Origin of the sequence: Streptomyces sp. PsTaAH-137 (assembly GCF_003259365.1) — a bacterium.
GTDB lineage: Bacteria > Actinomycetota > Actinomycetes > Streptomycetales > Streptomycetaceae > Streptomyces.
Genome location: NZ_QLLY01000008.1, coordinates 252173 through 264374 on the forward strand (window position 1 = coordinate 252173; position 12202 = coordinate 264374).

The window sequence follows — 12202 nt, forward strand, 5'->3', positions numbered from 1 at the left end:
GAGCGCACCGCGTGAGCCTGATCAACCACCTGGCCCGGCTGGAGGCGACCAGCACCGGCCGCGCCCAGCCCACCGCCACGGTCCGCCACCGCCATCTCTCCCAGCGGCCCCTGGTCCTGGTCCCGCTCACCACGGCGGGCGAGACGGGCGCCCCGCTCGGCGCCCTCGTCGGCACCGAGCGGACCTCGCCGCGGCTCCTTGTCGTGGCGCAGCCCCGTGACCGTGATCTGCGCTTCGCGTTCCTGACGCAGCTCGCCGAGTCGGTCCTGCCGTACATCGACGGGTACGCCGCCGACGTCGAGCTGACCGAGCGCTCCGAGACCGACCCGGCGACGAACAAGCGGATCAAGGTCGAGGCGGAACTGTGCGCGGACGCGCCGCAGTTGATCGTGCCGAGCCGTGCGGGCATCGAGTTCGTCCGGCTGCTGGGCCGCTCGATGCGCTTCAGGCGCACCGCCGAGCAGGACCCGGAGACGCCCTACCCCGCTCCCCCGCACGTCCCGCTGCTCGGCCGCTGGCTGACGCACTTCGGCGAACGCGCGCGGGTCCCGGGCTCGGCGCTGCTGCTGGCCATGACGGACCTGCTCTCCCGGCACTGGGCGACGGGCCAGTCCAGCCTGGAGGACCAGCACCTCGGCGCGCTGCTCGCGTGGGTGGACGCTCCGGAGGGCACCTCGGGCGCCGAGGCCGCGTTCCGTGCCGAGCGCGGCCGGGACGCGCACGGCCAGCTGCTGTGCCCGCCGGCCGGCCCCGCCACCGACCCGGCCTTCGACAACAAGTTGCTCGCGCCCGCCATCGAGCGCTACGACAAGGCCCGTACGCGTCTGGCGGCCGCCGAGGACGCGGTGGAGGCCGACGGTCGGCTGGCCGAACTGACCGCGGCCGAGCGGGAGATCCACGCCCTGGTCGAGTCCCGCACCCGGCCCACCTGGGACGCGGTGTGGCGGGGGCTCGACGCCCTGTGCACGCTGCCCGAGGGCCCGCGCGCGACGGAGCGCTGGACCCGGGACCGCTGGTCGTTCACCGGCCACCGCGACCGGGTCGCGGCGGGCGAGCCCCCGCAGCCGCGCCGCGACGACGCGGTGACGGCGGCGAACAAGCTGGCCACGCGCGAGCGCGAGCAGGCCCGCCTGGACGCCCAGGAAGCGCTCGACGACCCGCTCGTCATGGCGGGCCGGCGGCTCGCCGGGGAGGCGCTGGCCGGCGAGGTGACCGAGGTCGTACCGGCGTACAACGAGAAGAAGCGCCCGCGCCCGCTGATCACCGTACGCACGGAGGACCGCCCGCATCTCGGGGAGCGCGTGAAGGTGTACCGCTCCCTGGACGGCAAGGCGCAGACCGCCGAATTCGTGGAGTACGAGAGTGAGGACACGGTCGTCCTTCGGCTGCTGGACAAGATGGGGCGCGGCAAGGAGCCGGACCCGGGTTCCGTGCCGGACAAGGGCGAGCGGGTGTGCTGGACGCTGTTCGAGCACGAGCAGCGCGGCGGCCCGAAGCTGCCCGAGCCGGAGGAGACCCCGTGGACCCACGGCGGCCCGCCGGGCGCCGGGGCCGAGGCGCCGGACCGCGTGACGACGGAGGACATCCTGTGACGACGACCACCAGTGCTCCGCCGCCCGCCGACGACGTCTTCGACCCGGGCGCCGAGGCCGCCCGCGCGACCGCCGCGATCCTGCACGACACCCTGCACAGCGAGGCCCGCGGCGTCGTCGTGGACTCCCCGCCCGGCGCGGGCAAGTCGACGCTCGTCGTGCGCGCGGCACTCGAACTGGCGGACGCGGGACGCCCGTTGATGATCGTCGCGCAGACGAACGCGCAGGTCGACGATCTCGTCCTGCGCCTGCACGAGAAGCGCCCCGGCCTGCCCGTCGGGCGGCTGCACAGCAGCGACCCGGACGCGTACGACAAGGCGCTCGACGATCTGCCGACGGTCCGCCTGTCGACCAAGGCCGGTGATCTGGCGCAGCTGCCCGTCGTCATCTCGACGGCGGCGAAGTGGGCGCACGTGAAGGTCGAGGACGCCGGGGGCCCGTGGCGGCACGCGATCGTCGACGAGGCGTACCAGATGCGCGGGGACGCGCTGCTGGCCGTGGCCGGTCTGTTCGAGCGGGCGCTGTTCGTGGGCGACCCGGGGCAGCTCGACCCGTTCTCGACGGTCGGCGCGGAGCAGTGGGCGGGGCTGTCCTACGACCCGTCGGCGTCGGCGGTGTCCACGCTGCTGGCCCACAATCCCGAGCTGCCGCAGCACGAACTCCCGGTCTCCTGGCGGCTTCCGGCGTCGGCGGCGCCGCTGGTGTCGGCCGCGTTCTATCCGTACACGCCGTTCCGCAGCGGCACCCGGGAGGGCGATCGCACGCTGGAGTTCCGTGGCGCGTCGGACGGTTCGGGCGTCGACCGGGTCATCGACGAGGCGGCGCGGGCGGGCTGGGGGCTGCTCGAACTGCCCGCCGCGCACACGCCGCGTACGGATCCGGAGGCGGTGCGGGCCGTGGCGCTCGTGGTGCGGCGCCTCCTCGACCGCGACGGGGTGACCACCTCCGAGCGCGGGCCGGACGCCGCCCCGCTGACGGCGGACCGGATCTGCGTCGGCACCGCCCACCGCGACCAGGCCGCCGCCGTGCGCTCCGCGCTGGGCGGGCTCGGGGTGCACGGGGTCACCGTGGACACGGCGAACCGGCTTCAGGGGCGGGAGTTCGACGTCACCGTGGTGCTGCATCCGCTGTCGGGGCGGCCCGACGCGACGGCGTTCCACCTGGAGACCGGGCGGTTGTGCGTGCTCGCCTCGCGGCATCGGCACGCGTGCGTCGTGGTGTGCCGGGAGGGGGTCGCGGATCTCCTCGACGCGCATCCTTCGGCGGAGCCGGTGCAGTTGGGGGTGACGGTGAAGTTCCCGGACGGCTGGGAAGCGAATCACTCCGTGTTGAGCCGGTTGTCGGAGCATCGGGTCGCTTGGGGGTGAGGGTCGTTCGTCCGCGCCTCCCGGGGGCGCGTGGGAACCACGCCGACTGCGCCCTTGCGGGAGGGCGGAGAATGGGAAGTGGTCCGGGGGACGAAAACGGGCCGTACACCCAGCACGAGGAGGAACACCATGGCGGAGCCCGAGCGGCAGCGCCGGCCGCGACTGCGGCCGGCGCCGCTGATCTTCGAGCCCGCGGAGACCGCCGCCGACCCGGAGCACTTCTTCGACCTGGAGTCCGTGGAGGACCCTCGTGAACTGCTCTCCCGCGCCACGGAACTGACCCATGCGTTCCGCGCGGCGGCCGACCGCTCCGTCGAGTTCCAGGCCATCGCGGCGGCCCAGCTCGCCGACCCGCGCCGGTTCGACCGGCTGACGGCGGCGGACATCGCGGAGCGCGCGGAGTGGACCGAGGACTACGCCAAGAAGATGGTCGAGTTCGGCCGTGACCTGCTGCGCGGCACCGCCGAGCCGACGGCCTGAGCACCGGTCACGATCTTTTGGCATATGCCAGAGGGGCAAGATACTCCACCCCGCCCCCTCCTGTCCTGATTTCCCGCAACCCTTTGGAGCTGCACCCTCACCCCCTGTAGATGTAGAAAACATGAGCGCCACGTATCCCCCCGCCGCCCCCGCCCCCACTACCCCGACCGCGGCCCACGACCGCTTCGACGTCTCGGGCGTGACGCCCGAGGGCGCGGCCTGGCTCGCCTCGGCAGGAACGTATCCGCGCTCCGCGCTCGCCCACTGGGAGTCCCGGCCGACCGCTCCGGTGGTGCTGCCCTGCGGTTCCGTGTTCGACGTGGTGAACGTGCCCTCGATCTTCGGGCGGCGGATGTTAGACCGGCTCTGGGACGAGGGGCCCGGGTCCGGGCCGGTCGCCGCGCACCGGGGGCGCATGCTCCTGTTCGCCGCGCCGGGGACCGCGCAGCGGCTGCCGTCGCTGTTGCGCTGGGAGGAGTGGGGGCCCGCGGTGCCGCCGCTGCTCTGTCACGGCAGTGGGGACGCGGTGACCGTGCCCGCGCCGTCGGTGCCGGCCGAGCCCGCTCAGCCGTCGCGCTGGGTGGTCGCTCCGGACACCCGTCATCCCTGGCTGCCGGGGGCCGAGGTGCTGCTCTGGGCATGTGTCCGGGCCGCCCGGGCCGCCGCCCATTCCTCGGTGCAGGTATCGATTTTTCCTGCCGCCGATCTCAGTGCTAATGTCTACGACGTCAGCCGGCGCCATTAGCTCAGTTGGTTAGAGCAGCGGACTCTTAATCCGCGTGTCCGGGGTTCGAGTCCCTGATGGCGCACCTGAAGCGAAGGCCCCCCGCAGTGCGGGGGGCCTTCGTCGTTGCCATTCGGGCGCGCCCCGGTGGGGCTTCTCGCGCAGTTCCCCGCGCCCCTAAAACCAGTCCGTCACGCGCGCCTCTCGTCGTGGCTGGTCGCGCAGTTCCCCGCGCCCCTGAGATGCGCACTTCGTGCGCCATCTCATCAGAGAGGCGCGCCACCGCTGCCCTATCGGGAGGCGCGCGGAGCGCAGCCTCAAGGGGAGGCGGCGCGAAGCGCCTGCCTCAGGGGCGCGGGGAACTGCGCGAGAAGCGGCCACCGGGGCGCGCGTGACCGACAACCCAGGGGCGCGGGGAACTGCGCGACCAGCCACGACGAGAGGCGCGCCCTCCCGACTAGCCCGTCGTCACCTTCACCGTCCATGACCCCGAGGACGTCCGGTCGCCCACCTCAATGCGGAGCTTCTCCCCGGGGACCGAGAAGCTTTCGCCCTCCTGGATCGGGGCGTCCGCCAGAGGCGGGTAGACCGAGTCGCCGTAGCAGGCCTCCGTGGACGGGTGGGAGTCGAGGACCTGGACCGGCCCGGCGCCGGAGGCGGAGTCGCTGCGGACGCGGTAGACGAGGACCCCCTGGGAGCAGGTCGCGTCGTCGTTGCCGCCCGCGCCCCGCGCCTCCAGGGCGATGGCGCTGGACGGCCCGGTCCGGACGACGGCGAGCTTCGTACCGTCACCGGTGCCGAACGGAGCCCCCGCCGCCCGCGGAGCGGTACTCAGCGGCTCCAGGGTCAGCCGGGTGTCCCCGGGGTGCGTCACGCACGTCACCTGGCTCGACGGAAGCCAGCCCAGCTTCCACTTGTGCCAGCCGAAGAAGTCGGGAGCGAGCCCGAACTGGCTGCCCATGACGTCCCAGTCGCCGACGTACGTGTCCCAGTCCCCCTCGCCGTCGGTCGGCCGGTGGTAGAGATCGGGCAGGTCGAAGACGTGGCCGGTCTCGTGCGCGAGGACGTTGCGGTCCGGCGGGTGGTGCTCGAAGACGGTGACGATCCGGCGGATGTCGGTGCCGTCCGCGCGCATCGGCCGGTCGAAGTTCACGACCTTAGTCGCGTCCGAGTCGACACCGGGCGCGTCCGGGTCGGCGACGAAGTACACGACGTCGTACTTGCTGAAGTCGGTCGCCGGATCCGCCGCCGCGAGGGCGTCGCGGAGATAGGCGCTGCGGTGCGCCGCGCTCCAGTCGCGCTTTATGGCGTACGAGGTCGAGGCGTGCGGCATCTCGATCCACGTCCGCTGCGGGTGCGCAACGAGCCGGAACCTGCCGTACGAGGCGCGTTCGAAGAAGTCGCTGGTCGCCGGGAAGTAGTCGGCCGCCAGCTGTCGCGGGGTGGTCGCCGGTTCCCAGTCGGGGAAGGAGAGGAAGACCATGACCGCGTTGAGAGGTTTGACGGGGCGCGGATACGTGGAGTTCCACGAGTCCAGGCCCTCGGAGTGGTGGGCGGCGGTGCGCTCCAGGGCGCACGGCCCCGCGTAGGGCGGCGCGGCCGCGGCGGGACCCGCGACCAGGCCGATGGCGGCCAGGGCGGTGAGAGCGGTCAGCGCGGCGGCGGTGGCACGCAGACGGCGCTTGTCCACTCCCCCGGGTGGCTGCGGACGCGGCAAGTCGACCTCCGGACGGGGAATGCGGGACACCCCACCCAGACTGTGTGCAGTTGTCACACTTCGCCCTGTTTATCTGGCCCGGACGAGTGAGCGGCCGACACCCCGGCGGTCACCGAACGTCACAGATGATCCAGGGTGGTCGCCGCTCGGAAGAAGCCCGGCCCGGCCCGAGCAGAAACGATCTGCCGGTCCCCCGGTGCCCCCACCGGGACCGCGTCGGTGCGCGGAACAGGCTGGATAGGCCGTCCGACCTGCCTCTATGATCGGCACACTTTCCTGCCGGGACCCGGCCGCACCAGAACACGCAACCAGACGACGCACTGCGGGAGCGAACGGTGAGCGCACAGCCCGATGGGCCCACGACGGCGACCGAGGCATCCGCACCGCTCCGGCGCCCCGCTTCCCTCACGGAGAGTGGCCGGCCGCGGCGGGATTCCCCGGATGCCGCCTACCGGTCCGCGTTCCTCGCCGCGCCCCTCCCCATGGCGGTCGTCGACCGCGCCGGGCTGATCGTCGGGGCCAACCACGCGGCGCTCGCCCTGCTGGGCGGGGACAGCGACCAGCCGGTCATCGGGCGCCTCGCCGCCGAACTGCTCGACCTCTCCTCCGACCCGCGCACCCGGGACGCGTACGAGGACGTGCTGCACGGCCGGCAGGCCCGCCTCTCGCGCACCCGCCGCCTCAAGCACCCCGTCGGCCACTCGATGTGGACCCGGGTCACGCTGGCGCCGGTGCCGGGCACCGAGGTCGTCCTCGTCTCGCTGCACGATCTCAGCGCCCACCGCGAGCTGCGGTCCCGGCTGCGCCATCTCCAGATGCACGACCCGGTGACGCAACTGCCCAACCGCGCCCTGTTCTTCGAGCGGCTCACCGCCGCCCTGGAGGCCGGCGCGTACGACGAGACGGGCACGACCGGCCGGGTGGGCCTGTGCTACCTCGACCTCGACGGGTTCAAGGCGGTCAACGACACCCTCGGCCACCATGTCGGCGACCGGCTGCTGGCCGCCGTCGCCCAGCGGCTCGCGCACTGCGCGGAGCGGGCCCGGCACACCACCGGCGCCCCGCTCGTGGCCCGGCTCGGCGGCGACGAGTTCGCGCTGCTCGTGGAGGAGTCGACCGGCACCGAGCAGGCGACCGATCTGGCGCAGTCCGTGCTGGACGCGCTGCGGGAGCCGTTCGACCTGACCGGGCAGCGGCTGTCGGTCTCCGCGTCGGTCGGCGTCGTCGAGCGGCAGGCCATCGGGACGACGACCACCGGTCTGATGCAGGCCGCCGACACCACGTTGTACTGGGCGAAGGCCGACGGCAAGGCCCGCTGGACCCTCTTCGACCCGGAGCGCAACGCACACCGCATGACCCGGCAGGCCCTGTCGTCGGGGCTGCGGCCCGCCGTCGAGCGGGGCGAGTTCGTCCTGGACTACCAGCCGCTCGTGCAGTTGGAGGACGGGGCGCTGCGCGGGGTCGAGGCGCTGGTGCGCTGGCGGCACCCGCAGTTCGGGCTGCTGACGCCGAATCGGTTCATCGGGCTCGCCGAAGAGGACGGCTCCATCGTGCAGTTGGGGCTGTGGGTGCTGCGCACGGCGTGCGCGCAGACGCGGCGCTGGCAGCTGGAGAACCCGGCCGGGCCGCCCGTCTTCGTCAGTGTGAACGTCGCGGTGCGGCAGGTGTGGGACTCGGATCTGGTGGCCGACGTCGCGCGGATCCTCGCGGAGACCGGGCTCGCGCCCGAACTGCTGCAGCTGGAGCTGACCGAGTCCGCCGTCATGGGCTCGGCCGGACGGCCGCTCCAGGCGCTCCAGGCCCTCAGCGACATGGGCGTCCGCATCGCCATCGACGACTTCGGGACCGGGTACTCGAACCTGGCCTACCTGAGCCGCCTCCCGGTGTCCGTGCTGAAGCTGGACGGGTCGTTCGTGCGCGGTTTCCAGTACGAGGACGGGGCGGCGCCCTCCGATCCGGCGGACGCGATGATCGTGGAGGCGATGGTGCAGCTGGCGCACCGGCTCGGGCTCACCGTGACCGCGGAGTGCGTGGAGACGGCCGAGCAGGCCGAGCGGCTGCGCCGGATCGGCTGCGACACCGGCCAGGGGTGGCTGTACTCCCGGCCGGTGGCGCCGGACCGTATCTCCCGGCTGCTCGCGCCCGTCTCCTGAACCCGCCCGGTCAGCCCTGCGGCATCCCGTAGGCGTCCGCGATGAGTTCGTAGCTGCGCAGCCGGACCTCACCGGTGTGGGCGTTGGCGGTGAGCATCAGCTCGTCCGCGCCGGTGCGCTTCTGGAGGTCGTCGAGGCCGGAGCGGACCTCGTCGGCGGTGCCGTGGATGACGTTGGAGTTCCAGGAGTCGACGAAGTCCCGCTCCATCTCGTTGAACTGGTACGCCTCCGCCTCCTCCGGCGTCGGGACCAGGCCGGGGCGGCCGGTGCGCAGCCGGACCATGTTGAGCGCGGCGGCCAGCACCTGGCGGCGGGCCTCCGTGCCGTCGTCGTCGGTCGCGAGCGCCGAGACGCCGATCAGGGCGTAGGGCTCGGAGAGCACCGAGGAGGGGCGGAACGACTCGCGGTACAGGTCGAGCGCCGGGATGGTGTTCTGCGCGGAGAAGTGGTGCGCGAAGGCGAACGGCAGGCCCAGGCCGGCGGCCAGGCGGGCGCTGAAGCCGCTGGAGCCGAGCAGCCAGATCGGCGGGCGGTGCGGGTCCTGGACGCCGCCGGGTGACGTGGCCTGGACCGGGCCAGGGACCGCGTGGATCCGGGAGTACGGGTGGCCGTCCGGGAAGTCGTCGTCGAGGAAGCGGATCAGCTCGGCGAGCTGCTGGGGGAAGTCGTCGGCGCCCTCGTTCAGGCGGTCGCTGCGGCGCAGGGCGGCCGCCGTGGCGCCGTCGGTGCCGGGGGCGCGGCCGAGGCCGAGGTCGACGCGGTGCGGGGCGAGGGCTTCCAGGGTGCCGAACTGCTCCGCGATGACCAGGGGGGCGTGGTTGGGGAGCATGACGCCGCCGGAGCCGAGGCGGATGCGGTCCGTGTGGGCCGCCAGGTGGGACAGGATCACGGCCGGGCTGCTGGACGCGACGCCGGGCATCGAGTGGTGCTCGGCGACCCAGTAGCGGTGGTAGCCGCGGCGTTCGGCGAGGCGGGCGATGTCGACGCCGGTGGCGAGGGCCTGGGACGCGGTGCGGCCTGCTCCTACGGTGACCAGGTCCAGGACCGAGAGGGGGGTGGGGGCGGTGCCGTGGGCTGCGCCGCGGATCTCGTCTTGGGTGGCCGGCACGGGGTCCTCCTGCGTAGCTCTACATCTGGGCTGGACCTCGGGCTTAACGGAGGCGCACTCCGCTTTATTCCCCCCTCGTTCGCCACCTGACGGCCGGTGGGGGCTGGTCGCGCAGTTCCCCGCGCCCCTGAAGCGAGCTGCGCTCGCTCAGGGGTGCTGATGAGATGCCGCACGAAGTGCGCATCTCAGGGGCGCGGGGAACTGCGCGAGAAGAGGCCACCGGGCCGCACCCGAACGACTACGCCTGAATCACCGGCTCCTTCGTGAACAGCGCACCCAGAGCGGGAGCGTTCACGCGGCGGTCGACCAGGCGGAGGGCCTCCCAGACCGTGACCTGGTTGGCGGTGAGGACCGGTTTGCCGAGTTCCCGTTCCAGGTCGGAGATGTGCGCGGCGGTGTGCAGCGCCGTGTCCGGGAGAAGGACCACCTCGGCGTCGGGATGGTCCCCGGCCCGCGCCATGGCGAGGACCTCGTCCCACCCCCAGGTGCCCACCTCGGCGGCGGTGATGATGCCGCTGCCGCGCACGGAGAGCACCTCGGCACCGGCCGCCTTGAGGAACGTGGCGAAATGGTCCGCGACGTCCGACGGATAGGTCGCGGCGACCGCCACCCGCCGCACCCCGAGCTCCCCCAGCGCGTGCGCGAAGGCGAAGGACGTGCTGGACGCGGGCAGCCCCGCGGCCTGCGCGAGCCCGCGGACCTGGTCGTGGGCGCCGTCCCAGCCGAAGACGAAGCTGCCGGAGGTGCAGGCCCAGACCACCGCCTCGGCACCGGACAGACGCAGTTCCTCGACTCCGGCCGCCAGGCGCTCGGGCGCGCCCATGCGCAGCAGCGCGTCGACGCGGTGCGCGTCCTCGCCGATGTCGGTGTGCACGACGGCCAGCCGTACGTCGCTGTCGATCAGCATCTCGATCCGCGGATAGTCGTCCTCCGCGGAGTGTCCGGGGTAGAGAAATCCGAGCGCTGTCATGCTCTAAGCCCACCCTTCCTGGCCCTCCGGAAGTTCCGGAAGACGCTGTTCTGCCTGACGTCCTGGCACGGGCCACTGCCGGCGTGCCGCAGGGTCGAGCAGCGCCTGGTAGGGGCCCACTGCTCGCGTACCCAGTCGGGCGAGGGCTGCCCACATCGTGACCTGATTGGCTGAGATCACCGGCATCCGCAGCTCGGCCTCCAGCTGCGGGATGACGTCGTAGGTGGGCAGGTTCGTACAGCTGATGAAGAGCGCGTCGGCGCAGGTGCCGACGGCCGCGCGGGCCATGTCGGCGACGTCCCGGTAGGGGACCTTCCAGATGTGCCGGGTCAGCCCGAGATAGGCCCGGCCCACCACGGTGATGCCCGCCTCCGCCAGGTACTCCTCAAGGGACTCGGTGACGGAGCGGGTGTACGGGGTGACGAGCGCGATGCGGCGCGCGCCGAGGTCGGCGAGGGCGTCGAGCAGCGCCCCCGATGTGGTCACGGACGGAAGCTCCCCGGCCCTGCGCATCGCCTCGCACATCGCGCGTTCCCCGGCGATGCCGCCGACGAAACTGCCCGAGGTGCAGGCGTAGGCGAGGACCTGCGGTTCGGCGGCGCCGAGCGCCCGGACCGCCTCGCCGAGCGTCTCGTGCTCGCTGACCAGGCGGGCCAGGTCGAGGCTGACCTCGACGGGCACGAACGGCGTACGGGTGAGGTGGAGGGAGATGTCGTCGGGTACCCAGCGCCACAGTTCACGGTCGAGAGCGAAGTCGAACGGTGCGACGACGCCGACGCCGCGCTGCGGCTGCGGTCCCCCCAGGAATGAGACGTCCATAGAGCATGCCCCAGGTTCAGCTGACGTGATGAGTGCCGATGCGATGCTTGAGCCGGCGATGGGCCGGGACGTCGGGACAGCGACGAGGGCGGGAACCCGCGTACGGGGTACCGCTGTTGACGAAGGTAGGTTCAGGTGCCAGCGTGGTCAATCCGCGCATGTCAGTTGGGATGCCGTGAGACGGCGCACACCGCCCACAGTTCATGATCCCGATGTTCCCGACTTGTCCATCCCCAGGAAAGCGGAGCTTCGTTGCGAAACGATTTCCCCTCGATGTCCGGCCCCGACGCGCGTCGCCCCACGGTCCTCGTCCTCGACGCGGGCCCGCCCGCGCCGCCGCCCCGGCTCGGCGCGCTGACCGGCCGCGCCCGGGTGCTGCACGCCGCGGACGCCGCCGAGCTGCGTGATCAACTCCCGTACGCCGATGTGCTGTTGGTCTGGGATTTCCTGTCGGACGCGGTGCGGGAGGCGTGGCCGGGTCGTGGTGCGCGGCCGGCCTGGGTGCACACGGCGAGCGCGGGCGTGGACCGGCTGATGTTCCCCGAACTCGTGTCCTCCGACTCCGTGCTGACGAACGCCCGGGGTGTCTTCGACCAGCCGATCGCCGAGTACGTCGCCGCGCTCGTCCTCGCGATGGGCAAGGACCTGCCCGCCACGGTCGGCTTCCAGGCGAACCGGCAGTGGCGGCACCGCGAGACGCAGCGGATCGGCGGGACGCGTGCCTGTGTCGTCGGCACCGGCCCCATCGGGCAGGCGATCGTGAAGCAGCTCAAGGCGCTCGGCATCACCACGGCGCTGGTCGGCCGGCGGGCCCGGGCCGGGGTGCACGGCCCGGCCGACCTGGACCGGCTGCTCGCCCGCGCCGACTGGGCGGTGTGCGCGGCGCCGCTGACGGACGAGACACGCGGCATGTTCGACGCCCGCCGGTTCGACCTGATGCAGCCGTCGGCGCGGTTCATCAACGTGGGGCGCGGGCCGCTGGTCGTGGAGTCCGACCTGGTGGACGCCCTGCGCAAGCGGTGGATCGCGGGCGCCGCGCTCGATGTCTTCGAGCACGAACCGCTGCCCGACGACAGCCCGCTGTGGACCGCTCCCGGGCTGATCGTGTCCCCGCACATGAGCGGCGACACAGTCGGCTGGCGGGACGAACTGGGCCGCCAGTTCGTGGAGTTGTTCGGCCGGTGGGAGAACGGGCGGCCGCTGATGAATGTAGTCGACAAGAAACGTGGGTATGTCCCCGGCAGCTGATCACCACTGACGCACCGACCGGAC

10 protein-coding genes and 1 tRNA gene are annotated in these 12202 nt (G+C 72.8%); 7 read left to right on the plus strand and 4 right to left on the minus strand.

Annotated features, from left to right (window positions below; translation table 11 throughout):
- Window positions 1–11: 11 nt before the first annotated feature.
- From K377_RS19935 to K377_RS19955, 5 genes are all read left to right on the plus strand, one after another.
- Window positions 12–1592, plus strand: a complete 1581-nt coding sequence (locus K377_RS19935) for a hypothetical protein (protein WP_111664772.1) — start codon at window positions 12–14, stop codon at window positions 1590–1592.
- The gene (locus K377_RS19940) at window positions 1589–2959 is read left to right on the plus strand and encodes an AAA domain-containing protein (RefSeq protein WP_111664773.1); all 1371 of its coding nucleotides are present in this window, start codon (window positions 1589–1591) and stop codon (window positions 2957–2959) included. Before K377_RS19935 ends, K377_RS19940 begins: the two co-directional genes overlap by 4 nt.
- 129 nt (window positions 2960–3088) lie before the next feature.
- Entirely contained in the window at window positions 3089–3439 is a 351-nt protein-coding gene (locus K377_RS19945; protein WP_111664774.1) for a hypothetical protein, read from the plus strand.
- A gap of 121 nt (window positions 3440–3560) precedes the next feature.
- Window positions 3561–4184, plus strand: a complete 624-nt coding sequence (locus tag K377_RS19950; protein ID WP_111664775.1) for a bifunctional DNA primase/polymerase — start codon at window positions 3561–3563, stop codon at window positions 4182–4184.
- Window positions 4175–4248 (plus strand) — tRNA-Lys (locus K377_RS19955). Before K377_RS19950 ends, K377_RS19955 begins: the two co-directional genes overlap by 10 nt.
- Before the next feature lie 372 nt (window positions 4249–4620).
- On the opposite strand, the gene K377_RS19960 is transcribed toward K377_RS19955, so the two are convergent.
- Window positions 4621–5880, minus strand: coding sequence for a M6 family metalloprotease domain-containing protein (locus K377_RS19960; protein WP_202455185.1), 1260 nt, complete (start codon window positions 5878–5880; stop codon window positions 4621–4623).
- Window positions 5881–6215: 335 nt separating this feature from the next.
- Here K377_RS19960 and K377_RS19965 point away from each other — a divergent pair, with 335 nt between their 5' ends.
- A complete protein-coding gene (locus K377_RS19965; RefSeq protein ID WP_258395086.1) occupies window positions 6216–8033 on the plus strand; it encodes a bifunctional diguanylate cyclase/phosphodiesterase in 1818 nt (605 codons plus the stop codon).
- Between the two features lie 10 nt (window positions 8034–8043).
- Here K377_RS19965 and K377_RS19970 read toward each other — a convergent pair whose 3' ends face one another.
- The 3 genes from K377_RS19970 to K377_RS19980 form a co-directional block, all read right to left on the minus strand.
- Entirely contained in the window at window positions 8044–9141 is a 1098-nt protein-coding gene (locus tag K377_RS19970; RefSeq protein WP_111664778.1) for an LLM class flavin-dependent oxidoreductase, read from the minus strand.
- Between the two features lie 238 nt (window positions 9142–9379).
- A complete protein-coding gene (locus tag K377_RS19975; protein ID WP_111664779.1) occupies window positions 9380–10111 on the minus strand; it encodes a decarboxylase in 732 nt (243 codons plus the stop codon).
- A 3-nt stretch (window positions 10112–10114) separates the two neighbouring features.
- Complete coding sequence (locus tag K377_RS19980; RefSeq protein ID WP_111664780.1) at window positions 10115–10930, minus strand: aspartate/glutamate racemase family protein; 816 nt, start codon at window positions 10928–10930, stop codon at window positions 10115–10117.
- Between the two features lie 273 nt (window positions 10931–11203).
- Between K377_RS19980 and K377_RS19985 the strand changes: the two genes are divergently transcribed.
- Entirely contained in the window at window positions 11204–12178 is a 975-nt protein-coding gene (locus K377_RS19985) for a D-2-hydroxyacid dehydrogenase (protein ID WP_111664781.1), read from the plus strand.
- Window positions 12179–12202: the final 24 nt, after the last annotated feature.